At 44.4% G+C, this 15,412-nt stretch carries 16 protein-coding genes; 6 read left to right on the top strand and 10 right to left on the bottom strand.

Going from position 1 to position 15,412, the window contains the following annotated elements; translation table 11 throughout:
- The first annotated feature begins 37 nt into the window (after nucleotides 1-37).
- Both LJ707_RS15315 and LJ707_RS15310 read left to right on the top strand, forming a co-directional pair.
- Nucleotides 38-2,377, top strand: coding sequence for a DUF6263 family protein (locus tag LJ707_RS15315; RefSeq protein WP_228952584.1), 2,340 nt, complete (start codon nucleotides 38-40; stop codon nucleotides 2,375-2,377).
- Nucleotides 2,364-2,840 carry a nuclear transport factor 2 family protein gene (locus LJ707_RS15310; protein WP_228952582.1) on the top strand — a complete coding sequence of 159 codons (477 nt, stop codon included), beginning with the start codon at nucleotides 2,364-2,366 and terminating at the stop codon, nucleotides 2,838-2,840. Before LJ707_RS15315 ends, LJ707_RS15310 begins: the two co-directional genes overlap by 14 nt.
- Nucleotide 2,841: 1 nt before the next feature.
- On the opposite strand, the gene LJ707_RS15305 is transcribed toward LJ707_RS15310, so the two are convergent.
- From LJ707_RS15305 to LJ707_RS15290, 4 genes are all read right to left on the bottom strand, one after another.
- Complete coding sequence (locus tag LJ707_RS15305; RefSeq protein ID WP_228952580.1) at nucleotides 2,842-3,393, bottom strand: NUDIX hydrolase; 552 nt, start codon at nucleotides 3,391-3,393, stop codon at nucleotides 2,842-2,844.
- Nucleotides 3,394-3,992: 599 nt separating this feature from the next.
- Nucleotides 3,993-4,790, bottom strand: a complete 798-nt coding sequence (locus LJ707_RS15300) for a YgcG family protein (RefSeq protein WP_228952579.1) — start codon at nucleotides 4,788-4,790, stop codon at nucleotides 3,993-3,995.
- A 9-nt stretch (nucleotides 4,791-4,799) separates the two neighbouring features.
- Nucleotides 4,800-5,234 carry a TPM domain-containing protein gene (locus tag LJ707_RS15295; protein WP_228952578.1) on the bottom strand — a complete coding sequence of 145 codons (435 nt, stop codon included), beginning with the start codon at nucleotides 5,232-5,234 and terminating at the stop codon, nucleotides 4,800-4,802.
- 115 nt (nucleotides 5,235-5,349) lie between these two features.
- Nucleotides 5,350-5,928 (bottom strand): LemA family protein, encoded by a 579-nt coding sequence (locus LJ707_RS15290; protein ID WP_228952577.1) that lies wholly within the window; start codon nucleotides 5,926-5,928, stop codon nucleotides 5,350-5,352.
- Between the two features lie 171 nt (nucleotides 5,929-6,099).
- Here LJ707_RS15290 and LJ707_RS15285 point away from each other — a divergent pair, with 171 nt between their 5' ends.
- Nucleotides 6,100-8,388 carry a GH92 family glycosyl hydrolase gene (locus LJ707_RS15285; RefSeq protein WP_228952575.1) on the top strand — a complete coding sequence of 763 codons (2,289 nt, stop codon included), beginning with the start codon at nucleotides 6,100-6,102 and terminating at the stop codon, nucleotides 8,386-8,388.
- A 77-nt stretch (nucleotides 8,389-8,465) separates the two neighbouring features.
- Here LJ707_RS15285 and LJ707_RS15280 read toward each other — a convergent pair whose 3' ends face one another.
- Nucleotides 8,466-9,035, bottom strand: a complete 570-nt coding sequence (locus tag LJ707_RS15280) for an RNA polymerase sigma factor (protein ID WP_228952573.1) — start codon at nucleotides 9,033-9,035, stop codon at nucleotides 8,466-8,468.
- 188 nt (nucleotides 9,036-9,223) lie between these two features.
- On the opposite strand from LJ707_RS15280, the gene LJ707_RS15275 reads away from it, so the two are divergent.
- Both LJ707_RS15275 and LJ707_RS15270 read left to right on the top strand, forming a co-directional pair.
- Nucleotides 9,224-10,771, top strand: coding sequence for an NAD(P)/FAD-dependent oxidoreductase (locus LJ707_RS15275; protein ID WP_228952571.1), 1,548 nt, complete (start codon nucleotides 9,224-9,226; stop codon nucleotides 10,769-10,771).
- Between the two features lie 40 nt (nucleotides 10,772-10,811).
- Nucleotides 10,812-11,303 (top strand): DinB family protein, encoded by a 492-nt coding sequence (locus LJ707_RS15270; RefSeq protein ID WP_228952563.1) that lies wholly within the window; start codon nucleotides 10,812-10,814, stop codon nucleotides 11,301-11,303.
- On the opposite strand, the gene LJ707_RS15265 is transcribed toward LJ707_RS15270, so the two are convergent.
- From LJ707_RS15265 to LJ707_RS15250, 4 genes are read right to left on the bottom strand one after another with little or no spacing between them, the layout of a single operon-like run.
- On the bottom strand, nucleotides 11,300-11,707 hold the full coding sequence (locus LJ707_RS15265) for a lysozyme inhibitor LprI family protein (RefSeq protein WP_228952556.1): 408 nt from the start codon (nucleotides 11,705-11,707) through the stop codon (nucleotides 11,300-11,302). The two genes, LJ707_RS15270 and LJ707_RS15265, sit on opposite strands and share 4 nt — an antisense overlap.
- 35 nt (nucleotides 11,708-11,742) lie before the next feature.
- Nucleotides 11,743-11,961, bottom strand: a complete 219-nt coding sequence (locus tag LJ707_RS15260) for a hypothetical protein (protein ID WP_228952555.1) — start codon at nucleotides 11,959-11,961, stop codon at nucleotides 11,743-11,745.
- Between the two features lie 20 nt (nucleotides 11,962-11,981).
- Nucleotides 11,982-12,392 carry a hypothetical protein gene (locus LJ707_RS15255; RefSeq protein WP_228952552.1) on the bottom strand — a complete coding sequence of 137 codons (411 nt, stop codon included), beginning with the start codon at nucleotides 12,390-12,392 and terminating at the stop codon, nucleotides 11,982-11,984.
- Between the two features lie 13 nt (nucleotides 12,393-12,405).
- Complete coding sequence (locus tag LJ707_RS15250) at nucleotides 12,406-12,990, bottom strand: RNA polymerase sigma factor (protein ID WP_228952550.1); 585 nt, start codon at nucleotides 12,988-12,990, stop codon at nucleotides 12,406-12,408.
- Between the two features lie 137 nt (nucleotides 12,991-13,127).
- Here LJ707_RS15250 and LJ707_RS15245 point away from each other — a divergent pair, with 137 nt between their 5' ends.
- A complete protein-coding gene (locus LJ707_RS15245; protein WP_228952548.1) occupies nucleotides 13,128-13,493 on the top strand; it encodes a CoA-binding protein in 366 nt (121 codons plus the stop codon).
- A 106-nt stretch (nucleotides 13,494-13,599) separates the two neighbouring features.
- Here the strand turns inward: LJ707_RS15245 and LJ707_RS15240 are convergent, their stop codons facing one another.
- Complete coding sequence (locus tag LJ707_RS15240) at nucleotides 13,600-14,976, bottom strand: RNA methyltransferase (protein WP_228952547.1); 1,377 nt, start codon at nucleotides 14,974-14,976, stop codon at nucleotides 13,600-13,602.
- Nucleotides 14,977-15,412: the final 436 nt, after the last annotated feature.

Genomic DNA, 15,412 nt, shown 5'->3' with positions numbered 1-15,412 from the left:
TTAAATTAAAGCGATATATTTACAAAAACCTTTATCTATGTCAATTAAACCAATTAAAGCCTGTTTGCTGGCCCTATCCCTGTTTGTATTTTCACGGCCTGCAGAAGCACAGGTTGCAAAACCATTCACTTATACTTACACCAATAATTTTACCGGTACATTTAATGGGAGTGAAACGCTATCCTATCATTTTACGCCAGTTAAAAAAAATTCCGACGGAAGCATGGTTTATGATTGCAGGCTGATAGGTATGAAAAAGCGGGAAGATGGTAAGCACTTTAATATAAACACAGATAATATCAGGGAAACTGAGCTTAATAATTCTGGTGTGGTTGAAAAATTGGCGCTATTGAATATGCCGTTTAGGGTTACGGTAGATAAAAAGGGCATTGTACAGGAGCTTGACGGTATTGAAGAAATTGCTCAATCAGCCAAAAGCAAATGGTATTTAAGGGATGATATTCACAAACAATTTTTAAATAACTATAAAGAAATGAAAAACAGTATTCAGGCGCTGTTTTTAAAATTGCCTGATCAAAAAATAACTTATGGAACTGAATGGACAGCCGGTGATAATCAATACAAAGTAGTTGCTATAAAGGGGGTTTTGTTAGATATTGCTGTATCTCCTGTAAATAGTAAGGCTTATAAAAAGTTCAATCAGCATATCGAGTATAATGATGTTACGGACCTGATTCAAAAATCAACCCAAAGTTTCCTGTATATCGATTCAAACGCCCGGCCGGTTTACAAAAACGATGGTATTTGCACTCAGCAAATAACTTACAATGCCAAAATAGCTGATTTGGATACCCCATGGATAAACATGGCTGTAAAAATGAGCTACTGGAGTGAGGCTTTAAAAAAAGGTACAAAAAATGATTCGGCCAAGACCTTTGCCTTATTCAAAATTTATGATCCCTCATTTAAAAATGATGCATATTACTGTAATGCAAAATTGAGTGCGATACAAAGGCTTGATTTAAAAAACAACTATGAGCTTTACGATAGCGTGCTTATGCGCAGTCCCAATCATATCATCGACCCGATGGGGGTGCATTTTTTTAATAAATTAGGTAATTCTTTAACGCAGGCTGCAGATTCAACTTATAGCATCATTAAATATTTTCACGTCAATCCATCATTTGGCAGTTGGATTCAGGAATCTTTGGCGCAAAGTTACCTTAACGATTTTTCGGAAGAGGATTTTAGAAAAGCCATGCACGAACGGAAAGTAAGTGATGCCGAAACAAATAAAGCGATCGCTGATCATAAAAATAAAGTGGTAAATGCCTTGCAACTAATCGATATGATGAACACATCCAAGCTTGCCGATGTTCGTCAAAAAAGCAAGGGTTTGTATATCTGGGTTAAGGCGAAAGCAGAACCAAACAACAAAAAGCGATTGTTATATGCGGCTCATTTGCTTGAGAATATGGACGATGCTACCACTAAGGCAAGCAATGGCGGCAGGTATGCCATGCTTATTTATAATATGTTGTATGCGGTAAATGAAAAAGGGGCAGCGAATACTTTATTGAATAAAACCATCGCCAAGCTTGAAAAGTACACGGCAGATACGCTTAACAGCGGCAGATACGCCCATCAAAACCTCTTGGCTCATGCTTACTACCTAAAATACACCGCGGCCAAACCTGCCGACTCGGTTAAGGCACTACAATACCTGGCAAAGGCTGCGCAGTATTCGCCCAAAAGCAATAAGGAAAAGGCCTACACCAGTTTTTACGACCGGGTATTCCTAAAATCGCAGGAGAGCTACCGCGAGGAATTTATTGATCGCCTGTTTAAAACCGGCGATAAGCAGCAAGCGCTGGCCATTTTTGCAGAACACGTAAATGTTAATCCGGAGCGGCTTGATGAAATGGAGAGGATATATGCCACCAAATATCCTGATAAAGCCTTTAAAACATTTTTTGCCAATAACGTTGTAACCACCTGGCAGCGGGCGCCTGACTTTGTTTTGAAAGATATTGAGGGCAAAGAGCATAACCTAAGTGCATACCGTGATAAATGGCTGGTGCTTGATTTTTGGGGAACCTGGTGTGGCCCATGCCGCGAGGAAATGCCGAAGGTAAATGCCTTTAATGATGGCATAAACAGGGGCGAATACGCAGGCGTCAACTTTTTGAGTATAGCATGTAATGACACGCAGGACAAAGTAAAAGCTTATTTAGCTGAAAATAAATTTACCATTCCGGTATTGATGTCAGATCAAAAAGTGGAAAAAACATACAAGATCAGGGGCTATCCGTCAAAAATCCTCATATCGCCTGACGGCAAAATGATCAACATTAATTTTGGTGCCGACTGGCTTGCTATTTTAAAGAAGTTTAACCAGCTTTATGCATCAAACTAATTATATGCGTATAGCCTTAACACTGTGCCTGCTGATGGTTTTGGCCGGGCATGCTTTTAGCCAGCAAACAGAAACCGAAGCTGTTAAGAAAACCATTAATATTTTATTTACTGCCATGAAAAAAGGTGACAGCTCTTTACTACACACCGTTTTTCATAAGGATATGGTACTGCATATCGTATCCAGTAAAAAGGATGGCAGCAAAGTGCTTGCGGCTGATAGTTCCGCAGGTTTTTTAAAAGCCGTAGGTACACCGCATACTGAGGTATGGGATGAGCGTATCACCTTTGGAGACATCAAAATTGATGATAACCTGGCCAGCGTTTGGACGCCGTATAAGTTTTATTTGAGCGATAAATTCAGCCACTGCGGCGTTAACTTTTTTCAATTAATGAAAACCGCCGATGGCTGGAAGGTGATCTACATTGTTGATACCCGCCGTAGGGATAACTGTCCGGAGTAGTTTATTTTAACTCGCCCAGTTTTATCAAGGCATAAAAAAGCGCCGTGCAGTGTAGTGATTGTGCTATCTTACCTTCGGTAAGTAGTTTTTTTACCTCATCAATAGTATGTTCGGTAACTACCAGTTGTTCGTGCTCATCAAGGCTTTGGCCTTGCACCTTTTTGCCGCCGCGGGCCAGGTAGCAATACGTTTTGTTGTTTGATGTGGCCGGGTTAGGGTAGGTGGTGGTTACCAGTTCAATGTCATCAAACTGGTAGCCGGTTTCTTCAAGCAGTTCGCGGCGCATACCCTCTATAGGTTCTTCGCCTTCGTCAATTACACCTCCGGGTATCTCTAATGAGATGATGTTGGCCGCATGGCGATATTGAGTTACCAGCAATACTTTATTTTCCTGGGTAATGGCTACGGCATTTGCCCAGTCGGGATATTCAAGTACGTAATATTGTTCAACTACGCGGCCATCAGGCATTTCGCATTTATCGCTGCGCAGGGTAGCCCATGGGCCTTTATGCAGATAAGTTGATTCGCAAACTTTCCAGTTAAGATTGTTCATGTACAAACGATTTTGTTACACATTTATGTAATAATACAGCAAAAGCTATTTGCCAAACTGGGAAAATAATAAATATGGCGAGAAAAAACATTTCGAAATGAGTCGTCCTAAACAAATAATGGCATATCGCCGAAGGAATACTTGCGCTCAATCCTGATAGCATCATATATAAGAGTGTTCTTTTGAAATGATAATTGCGGTTTATGATAAAATAATAAGATGAAAAAAGTAACATTGATCCTATTGTGCTTGCCAACATTAACCTTAAGATAAACCAAAGCGAGTCATCTTTTAAGTACAATATAAAGAAGCAGCCTATATAAATGATTGTAGATGCCCAAATGATTAATCCAGGAGAGTGAACGCTTTTGTCGTTTAAGCTCAATATGATGCCATAGCAAAAACCAGGCAACAGAATAGCAAAAAACAAAAGTACACTTGCTGCCTTAAGATATAGTAATAATGCACTAATTATAAAAAGAAAAAATCCGGAGAAAACGGAATGTTTAATCAGATCGACTTTTAGTAAATACATTAAGTATGGCAAGGGTTGTTAAAAATTGCTAAAGTTCAGAGCGCTATGGCTCCTTAATTTGAGTTTACCAGCTACCGCTACTGCCGCCGCCGCCAAAGCTGCCGCCGCCAAAGCCACCAAAACCACCGCCGCCGGAGCCGCCCCCGCCGCCGGAGAAGCCACCCCAGTCGCCACCGTTGCTGCGGCCGCCGCCGCCAAGCATGTTGCCGGCTAAAAACCACCAGAACGGGCTTGCACTGCCGCGGCGGTCAATGATGCTGCCGCCACCGCCGCCGCCACCTCTTTTTACAAAAATAAGCACCACGATAATGATCACAATCACTGCGATGCCGGGTAAAGGGTTGCTGCTGCCGTTCTTCTTTTTCGGTTTGGCCTCAGCTTTATACTCGCCCTTGGTGTATTTGATGATCTGGTCGACACCAGCATTCAATCCGCCATAAAAATCACCCTCACGAAAGCGTGGGTTAATATCGTTTTCACGTATCTGCCGGGTAACGGCATCGGGCAATGCGCCTTCAACGCCGTAGCCCGTTTGTATGGTAAGCTTTCGGTCATCCTTGGCAACCAGTATTAAAACACCGTTGTTTTTATCTTTTTGGCCAATGCCCCAGGCTCTGCCAAGTTTAATAGCATACTCGCCAATATCATAATCGCCCACCGAGCGCATCATCACTACGGCTACCTGTGTCGAGCTGGAATCATTAAAAGCGACCAGCTTATCCTCAAGGCGTTGTTTATCTTCAGCGCTTAGCGTGTTGGTATAATCCGTAACCAGTGTTTTTGATTTCGGCGGAATCTCCTGCCCAAAACTTAACAGCGCGGTAAGGCTTAAACAAAATAGTATTATATATTTTTTAAACATCGTATTGGTTTAATCGCCATCCATGTGGGCTATGTCATTAGGCAGCTCGTTTGTGTCATCATCCGTAACCGGAAAATATTTTTTTAGCTGTTGCCCGGCCATGCCTATGCCGGTAATAATGCCTTCGGCCAGGTTGCCGTATTTAAATTCGGCCAGCATGCTTTCTTTGGTGCCGTCCCAAAAATCAGCAGGAACAACGCGGTTTATACCGGCATCGCCAATTATGGCAAACTTGCGGTCAACCGTGGCCAGGTAAATAAGTACGCCGTTACGCAGCTTGGTTTTATCCATATTTAACTGGTAAAAGTATTTGGCAGCACGGTCGAGCACATCCTCGCTGCATTTCTTTTCAATGCAGATGCGTATCTCTCCCGAGGTAGACCGCTCAGCCTCCTCAATGGCTTTTTGTATGCGCTGCTGTTCCTCGTCGTTAAATAAATTCATGCAGGTAATTATTGATTTAATGAATTATTGAGGGATTGATTTTGTCACCTTATTGTGCAATTCAATCCCACATCAGTGAAATCACTCAAAAAATCAGTGAAATCAATATCTCAAATTAAAATTCAACCTTAGGCGCTTTGTCGGCACCGGCCTCGGCGGTAAAGTATCCTTTTTGGCTAAAGCCGAACATTTTGGCGGTAAGGTTAGCCGGGAATGAGCGGATCTTGCTATTGTATTCCTGCACAGCCTGGTTAAAATCTAAGCGGGCAACGTTAATACGGTTTTCAGTACCTTCAAGCTGAACCTGCAGGTCTTTAAAGTTTTCATTGGCTTTCAAGTCCGGGTAGTTTTCAGTTACCGAAAGTAATCTGCCCAGGGCTGAACTTAGTTCTCCTTGCGCTGCCTGGTAAGCTTTTATTGATTCGGGGGTAAGTTTGGTAGGGTCAACCTGTACTGAAGTTGCTTTGGCGCGTGCCTCAGTAACCGCGGTAAGTGTGCCTTTTTCAAAGTTGGCGGCACCTTTTACAGTATTCACCAGGTTGGGGATCAGATCGGCGCGGCGCTGATACTGGCTTTGCACTGCACCCCACTTGCCTTTAACATTCTCATCAAGCTTAACCATGCTGTTATAGCTGCATGAACTTAATGACATAGCCGCCACGATAACTAATATTACAGAGAATAGCTTTTTCATTGTGTAGTTTTTGTTGTGAATTTACAAATTAGATAGCAAACCGCGTACCGATGTTACAAAAAGCCCTTTTAATGACACATTGGCAAAAAGTAACCTTTTATGGCTGCATAATTTATTGAGTTTGCATTATTTCCATTACATTAGCAGAATATTAGGACAATTACGAGTTAAATGAAAAAACGATTTACCATCTTGCTGATGCTGGCCTCTTTTGGTGCATTCGCGCAAAAAAAAGATGCTTCATTGGTGCAGTATGTTAAGCCAATAATTGGCACCCAGCGTATGGGCCACACCTATCCGGGTGCTACAGTGCCTTTCGGTATGGTTCAGCTAAGCCCTGAAACCGATACCGCGAGCTACGAACTGAACGGGAAGTATAACCCCGACGTTTATAAATACTGCGCCGGTTACCAGTATGATGATAAAACCATTGTAGGCTTTAGCCACACACATTTTAGCGGTACCGGTCACTCAGATCTGGGCGACTTTTTAATAATGCCTACAGTAGGTCAATTAAAATTGAACCCGGGTACGGCCGACAAACCCGGCAGCGGTTACCGCTCGGCCTTTTCGCACCAAAATGAAACTGCCGAGGCCAACTACTATAAAGTAAAGCTTGATGCCAGCAACATCACAGCCGAAATGACCACCAGCACACGTGTGGGTTTCCATCAGTATACCTTCCCTAAGTCTGATCAGTCGCACATCATCCTCGACCTGATGGCAGGTATATACAATTATCCCGACAAACCGGTTTGGACGTATGTAAAAGTAATTAACGATAGCCTGATAGTAGGTTACCGCCAAACCAATGGCTGGGCGCGTACCCGTACGCTGTATTTTGCCATGGCTTTTTCAAAACCATTTAAACAACACGGCTTTAAAAAGTACGATCAGCGCCAGGTGTACGGCGGTTTTTGGGGTAAGTTCAATCAAAGCAAAAACTTCCCTGAGATAGCAGGCAAACAACTTCGTGCTTATTTTGACTTTGATACCCAGGAGGGCGAAAAGATCAAGATTAAATTCGCGCTATCACCTGTTAGCATGGATGGTGCTTTGAATAATATGAAGGCCGAAGTACCGGGCTGGGATTTTGATAAAGTGAAAAAGGATGGCCAAAAGCAATGGGAAGATGAATTGCACCGCATTACCATTGAAGGCGACCTGACCACCAAACAAAACTTTTATACCTCGATGTACCATACCATGATCAACCCGACCATTTATATGGACGCGGATGGCCAGTACAAAGGTTTGGATCAGAATGTGCATAAGGCCGAAGGCTTTACCAATTATACTACTTTTTCGCTGTGGGATACTTATCGCGCGTTGCACCCGCTGTTCAACATTATTCACCCGGAACGTAATGCGGATATGGTGAAATCAATGCTGGCGCATTTTGATCAAAGCCCGGAGCACATGCTGCCGGTGTGGTCAAACTCGGCTAACGAGAACTGGTGCATGAGCGGCTACCATTCCGTATCAGTAATTGCTGATGCCGTGGTAAAAGGCAATGCGCCGTTTGATGCTAACAAGGCATTGGATGCCTGCGTAACTACCGCCCGTAAACGCGACTATGAAGGCATAGGCGAATATATTGACAGGGGATATATTCCTAACGAGCGTTCGGGCATCTCCGTGTCATCAACAGTTGAGTATGCTTATGATGACTGGGCGATAGCGCAGATGGCGAAAAAGTTAGGACGCAATGATATATATGAGGAGTTCATCAAACGCTCGCAAAACTATAAAAATGTATATGATGCAAGCATCGGCTTTATGCGCCCTAAGAATATTGACGGTACCTTTCGCAAGGAGTTTGACCCATTGAGCACACATAACGCCGGTTTTATTGAGGGCAACTCATGGAACTACAGCTTGTTCGCTCCGCAAGACCCTGAAGGTTTGATTAAACTGATGGGTGGCGAAACCCGCTTTGTGCGTTACCTCGACTCGTTATTTACCATGCACCTGCCTGATAAATACTTTGCCGAAACGGAGGATATTACCCGCGATGGCATCATCGGTAACTACGTGCACGGTAATGAGCCATCGCACCACGTAGCGTACCTGTATAACTGGACAAGCAAACCATGGAAAACCCAGGAACGTGTACGTATGATATTGCCGCTGATGTACAAACCAACGCCTGATGGCTTGGGTGGTAATGATGATACCGGCCAGATGAGCGCCTGGTACATATTTACTACATTAGGTTTTTACCCGGTAGCGCCCGGTAGCGATCAGTATGCTATTGGCAGCCCGGCAGTGAATGGTGCTGAAGTGAAAGTAGGCAAAGGCAAAACCTTTAAGATCACGGTGAAAAACCAGGGACCTAAAAATGTTTATGTACAAAAAATAGAGTTGAACGGTAAGCCTTACAGCAGCTTGTCGCTTTCAAATGCCGACATCATGAACGGTGGTAATATCACCTTTTACATGAGCAGCAAACACAAGTAGCAGATAGCAGCGCGCGGAGGTTTGTGATTATCCTCCGTATTGTTATGACAATTTGAACAGCATTGCCTGGCAGAGAATTATCCTGCAAGGCAATGCTGTTCTGCCTTTGTCATCAGGCTGATTCTGTTTTTCAATATAGTGCGGGCGCGATGCAGGGTAGTGCGTGATAATAGTTCGCTCATGCCAAGGGTATTGCCTATCTCCTGGTGCGAGTAACCTTCAATGGCATACATATTAAATACCGAGCGATAGTTGGCAGGCAGTTCCTGTATCATGTTCATCAGCTCGGCGGTTTCTAAACGGGTGCTGCTGTATGATCCGCCTATCTGGTAATTACCTTCGGTCGAAAAATCATCAACCAAAACCATAGGCTTTAATTTACGGTAGCGTGATATGGCCGCGTGTACCATAATACGGCGGATCCAACCCTCCAAACTGCCCTCGCCCCTAAAGTTGCGCATGTTTTTAAACAATTTGATAAAGCCTTCCTGTAAAATGTCCTGTGCTTCATCTTTATCATGCGCGTAGCGCAGGCATACGGCAAGCATTTTTGGGGCAATTAATTTATATAATAGTTCCTGTTCGCGACGGTTGTTGTTCAGGCATCCTTCCCATATCTGGTTTAAGCGATTTTCGGCGGTTTTCATTGTGATGTTTATTTGATACCGGTATGCCAAATTGGATGCCTTTGTTTTAAGTAATTGATTATTAGTATTTTGTGTTTAAATGATGCTCGTTCACTGTACGATAACGGACGTTCAATGTACCCCACCGTACGCTTTTTGATGCCGAATAATTAACTTTGTACCATCCGGGATAAAAACCCGGCAGCACAATGGTAAAAGAAACTGAAATTGTATGCCCTCCCGGGCAGCATGAGGATGAAACGGTAATTAAAGAACTGGCATCCGCATCTTTAAAAATTCCTGTAAAGCGAATAAATGGTGTAAAGACGATCAAACGCTCTATTGACGCGCGCGGCCGCCGTGTGGTGTACCGTATGCAGGTACAGGTGTTTATTGACGAAGCATTCAAAACCGATCATTACACGATTGACTATCCTAACGTGAGCACGGCTAAGCCCGTTATTATAGTTGGTGCGGGCCCCGCCGGGATATTTGCCGCGTTGCAATGTATTGAATCGGGCTTGAAGCCGATCATCATTGAGCGGGGTAAGGATGTTAAACAACGCCGCCGCGACCTGGCCAATATCAACAAACAGGGTTTGGTAAATACCGAATCAAACTATTGCTTTGGCGAGGGTGGGGCAGGTACCTACTCGGATGGTAAGCTGTATACCCGCAGTACCAAGCGCGGTAATGTTAACCAGGTACTTAAAGCCTTTGTGGCACACGGTGCCGACGAAGATATTTTGGTGGATGCCCGCCCGCATATAGGTACCAATAAACTGCCGCAAATAATCACCACCATGCGCGAAACTATTTTGAACGCCGGTGGCGAGGTGCTCTTTAATAAAAAGGTAACATCGTTATTGGTATCATTTGATAAAATTCAGGGCGTAGGGCTTGAAAGCGGGGAGAAGATAGAAGCCGGTGCAGTGATATTAGCCACGGGCCACTCGGCGCGTGATGTTTTTGAGATGCTGCATCGGCAGAATATATTGATAGAGGCCAAGCCATTCGCGCTGGGTGTGCGTATTGAGCATCCGCAGGAGATTATTGACCGGGCGCAATACCATTGTGATGTTCGCGGGCCGTACCTGCCGCCATCATACTATAGTTTGGTAGAGCAGGTAGATAGCCGTGGTGTTTTTTCGTTCTGTATGTGCCCGGGCGGTATTATTGCGCCATGCTCAACCGATGTGGATGAGATTGTGGTTAACGGCTGGAGCCCCTCAAAACGTAACAACCCTTACGCTAACTCGGGTACGGTAGTACAAATAAATTTGGAAGATGTGCAGGGCAGCGACGCCGATCCGTTCAAGATGCTGCGCTTTCAGCAACAGGTGGAGCAGGCGGCCTTTCGCGCCGGTGGAGGTAAGCTGGTAGCCCCGGCACAACGTATGGTCGATTTTTTTGAAGGGCGTTCATCAACTGATCTGCCCGAAAACTCTTACCTGCCCGGCACAAAAAGCGTGCAGCTAAAAGAGGTATTACCCGGCTGGATAAGCGAGCGCTTGCGCAAGGCCATGCCCGTATTCGGTAAAAAAATGAAGGGCTATTATACCAACGAAGCCATATTGGTAGGTGTTGAGTCGCGCACCTCATCGCCGGTGAAAATACCGAGGGACAGGGAAACTTTTCAGCATCCGCAAATTGCAGGGTTATATCCATGCGGTGAGGGTGCTGGTTATGCGGGTGGAATAATCTCGGCAGCTATTGACGGTATTAACTGCGCGCTGGCGGCAGCGAAAAATCTGTAATAAAAAATAACCTATTTGCCTGTTAGCGGTTTAACAGGATATGAAAACCGCTGAAAAACTTTCGCAGGAGCTTGAAAAAATATTAACCGGCGATGCCTGGTACGGCCCGCCGGTTTTTGAAACTATTGACAAGATCAGCTTTGAGATCGCTTATGAACGGCCGGTCAACGGCGCGCATACCATTGCCGAAATTGTGATACACATGCTCGGCTGGACGCTTGAAGTGACCCAACGGATGAAGGGCAAAAAAGCGGGTTTCCCTGCGGCAGGCGACTGGCCCGATCCCGGCGCGCCCGATGAGGAAAGATGGAAAACCATGATCAACGACCTGAAACTGGCCAACGTGAACCTGATCGGCCTCATCCAAAAATTCCCGAACCCAAAATGGGAAGAACTTACTAATGATGACCGCATCGAGCCGGGTTTAGGCACCGGCGTAAACTATGAGCAATTAATAAACGGGCTGATACAGCACCATGTTTACCATGCCGGGCAAATAGGTATTTTGAACAGAATATTAGGTGGTGTTTAAAAAGCGCCTGTAGTTCCGTTACAAACATCACCTTCCGGAGCTTTGGTTAGCCATGCTCTAAGTAATTTTGTTCTGTCGCGGGTCAGCTTTTCAAGATACGAGGATTTGCACATAGGGCCAACGCTGCCAAAATCCTTACCATCCGGATATTTAACAGCCAGTTCGGCGTCGCGCAACTGTATCCATAAACGTTGTGCTTTTTTAAGGTTATTTAAAAACGTGGTTTGGCCGACATATTTTTTCAATATTTGCTTATAAACTACGTTTAATTCTTTGTCGGCATTTTTCCATGTAGAATAGGCATCGGCATTCATATTGGCCTGAGTTTGACCGTATGAGTTAAAGCTTATAGCGAAAAGCATTACTGCAAATGCCAGCAGAATTTTTGTTTGTATAGGTTTCATAACCTAAATATAGGTTATTATAAACTAATAGGAATTTAATACTCCCCCAGCTCCCGGCAGTTTACCCCGGCCGAATGCAGCAGGTTTTCAATGTAACGCGGCGAAATGTCTGATGACACTACACGTAATATGTTATCACAGTCGTCGAGGTCAAAGTTCCACTCGGTAATGGCAGGCAAAGTGGTTAGCAGGTTCTGTACCCTGCTAACCTGTCCTTCGCTGGTAACGTTTGTTGCAAATACAAGCACTTCCATAAAATTATCGGCATTAATTTTTAAACTGTAGGTGCGTCATCCTGTCGCTGCGAATTTCTTTCGGTGTTAAACCTGTCGTCAAATTTGCTGTCGCGCCTGCCGAACGGGCGCTTGCCCCAGCCGCACATGCGGTTCTCCAGTTCGGTACGGAATTTTTCACGCTCTTCGGGGCTCATGTTTTTGCAGCGCTCCATCATACGGCGGCGAGCCCATGGCGCATTGCCGGGGCCGCCCTTACCGCCAAAGCCAAACAATATCTTGCATAAAATAAATATGCCCATGGCCTGCCAAAATGTAATGGTGGTAACGTGTAATATATCGGGCAGTAAATGGTTCCATAACTGCATCACTACCAAGCTTATGGCCGAAATACAGGCGGCAAAAGCAAGAGGAATAAATATAAACCGGCCCTTATAAAAAAACTGTTTCATTGTTGTATGTCTTTTAATATTCTGTAATCTCTTTATATAACTGGTACAGGCGTTTGCGCAGGTGCAGCACGGCATATCGCTTGCGCGACACGAGGGTTTGCTCTTTCTCGCCCGTCATTTCGGCTATTTGCGAAAAGGGTATGGCATCCAGTTCGTGCCAGGTAAATACCTGCCGCTGTTCCTCGGGCAGCTCATTAAGCGCTATAAAAAGCTCATCCCAAAAAAGGCCGCGAATATATTCACTCTCCGGCGTTCGGCTTTCGGTCAGCAAAAAATCCTTAAAGTAGCCCATGTCATCGGCATCATCATCGCCCTCGGGTGCAAGGTCATCCAGCAAACTCTCTGATTTTTTTTTATGCTTGTCGATTATCTTGTTACGGGCAACCTTAAACAGCCAGGCGCCGGTTTGCTCAATAGGCTCGGCATTTACCACCGCGCTTAGCTGGTACCAAACATCCTGCAGTATGTCTTCAGCATCGGCCTCGCTCTTAACCCGCTTGCGGATAAAGCCAAACAGTTTGCTGCCATACGACGCCATAGTTTGTATGATGCTGTTCTGTTTCTCGTGGGGCATTATGCTTGTAGCCAGTGTATCCATTATATAGTGTTGAAGACGAGCGCGCCCTCAAAACATTTTAAACTTTTTTAATTTTTTATTTAGATGTAAAGCACCGGCTATTGTAACATTGCATTAAACAGAAACAATATAGCCACAAAGGCGGTTATTTTTATGTTATGGCAAATAAGAAAACGTTGATATTAGGCGCAACACCCGATAGCGGGCGCTACGCTTACCTGGCCGCCAACAGGTTGGTAAGCCATGGGCACAGCATTGTAAACGTAGGGTTGAAAAAGGGAGAGGTAGCCGGTGTAGCCATTGAAAAGCCTGAACAGATACACCACGATATTGATACCATTACCTTATATGTAGGTACTAATAACCTGCCGCCGCTGTACGATTATATTTTAGAAACCCATCCGCAGCGTATCATATTTAACCCCGGTACCGAGAACGGCGAGCTACGCCGTAAAGCCGAGGAGCAGGGTATTGAAACTATTTACGCCTGCACGCTGGTCATGTTATCAACGGGGCAATATTAAGCCCCTTCCGTCCCCTAAAGGGGAAACTCATAGCATCTTTTAATTACGTATAATATATACTTCACCCATCCTACTCCCCTTTACGTATTGGGGGCAAACTCCCCCTTTAGGGGGTCGGGGGGCTGCTCGCCAATATCCTCAACTCTTTCGGATAATAATTATTAACCCTATTCGGCAATAATTTAGCCCAGCCTAAAGCCAATCCCTCATAACTCATCAGGCTCCAGCCTTTATCCTGTGTATCTAAAACTAAATTATCCTTACGTAAGTAAGCAATAGCCTCATCGTAGTTAAGCTCGGTTTGCAGCACGACATCCTTATTAATAATAGTGCTGAGGGCAAGTTCATGATCGGGCACCAGGTCGTGCCCCGCTATCTTGCCTATCCTTACCCCCGATTTTTTGATGTAGAGGTTTTTATGCAGTATGTTCAGGCTTTCGTGGTGATGCCTGTCAATAGCAAGCCAATCATCAGCTACTTTAAAATAATAAAAATCATCAGCATTATTAATATACTGTTTAACCAGTTCCATTTCACCGGCGGGCAGTTTTTGCTGCGCGTTATTTTTATAGGTTGATAACTGCCCGCTATCGGTAGTTTTTTTGAGGCATGCAGCAAACAATCCCTCGCCCTGTATCTTACCCGGATAAAAGCGATAACCATAAGCGCCATGTTTTGATGATTGGCTAACGGTGATGTTCCAGTCTGTATCAACCGGAATATTCACGCTTTCCATTTCAAATTCGCTACATAGCCAATCCAGCACATCCTCATTTTCCTGATGCGAATACGAGCAGGTAGAATATATAAGGTAGCCATCCTCCTTTAATGCCGGGTAAACGTCGGCCAGTATGCGTTGCTGCCGCTGGTGGCAAAGATCAACATTGGCCTCGCTCCATTCGCCCATCGCGGCGTTATCCTTACGAAACATGCCCGACCCCGAACAAGGGGCATCAACCAGTATAATATCAAAAAAGCCTTTCAGTCGGCTAAAGTCCCGCGGGTCATTATTAGTAACGATGCTGTTTGCCGTGCCCCAGCGGGCAAGGTTGTCGGTTAATACAGGCACACGGGTTTTAATGATCTCGTTGGCCACCAAAAGGTCGGTATTATTAAGGAGCGAATTAAGCAGCGTACTTTTTCCGCCCGGCGCGGCGCACAGATCAAGCACTTTTACAGGCTCACCGTCGGGCTTTATATAATTAAATATATGGCCGATGAACATTGACGATGCCTCCTGTACATAATATGCCCCCGCGTGAAACAGCGGATCAAAGGTGAATGATGGTCTTTTATTCAGGTAAAAACCCTCGTTGCACCAGGGCACCTGCGGGCCTTTTTTTATGTTGGATGGTTTAAAAGGGTTTACCCTTACAGATACAGGAGCATCATTTTGATGAGCATTAACAAAACTTTGCTCATCAAAACCTGGCTCTGATCTTAACGAATCCACAAAATTTGGCGGAAAAGACACATTGTTCATATACAAGCAAAGATACAAAACAATCATTTAACCGCTCGAAGGCTATATTTTGATGATTGAATATTGTTTGTTTTGGTTCGTTATCAATACGTTATGAAATTGTTTTAAAAATGTGAAAAATTGTTTGGTTGATAGCGGTATTTCTGCCTACATTTGTGACCGCTTTGAAAGCAAGGCGGATAGTTATTTGAAACAAAAGGTCACAACAAGTTCTCTCAAAAAAAGTTCAAATATTTTTTTGAGGATCGATAAAAACACGTACCTTTGCAGCCCGCAACGGCGGGGGCTTTCCGAAAGGTAAGAGAGTTTTGAGAGTTTGCACCGGGGTAAAAAAAATAAATTTTTTATTTTGGAAAAGAGAAAAGGTTTTCTACCTTTGCAGACCCAAAACGAGGGAATAACCGGAAGCGAATTCCGGGGATAAAAAGATTGAAAA

The sequence above is a fragment of the Mucilaginibacter sp. UR6-1 genome, from assembly GCF_020880975.1.
Classification (GTDB): domain Bacteria; phylum Bacteroidota; class Bacteroidia; order Sphingobacteriales; family Sphingobacteriaceae; genus Mucilaginibacter.
The sequence above is the reverse complement of the archived record's forward strand: the minus strand, read 5'-3'. Positions and strand labels throughout refer to the sequence as shown.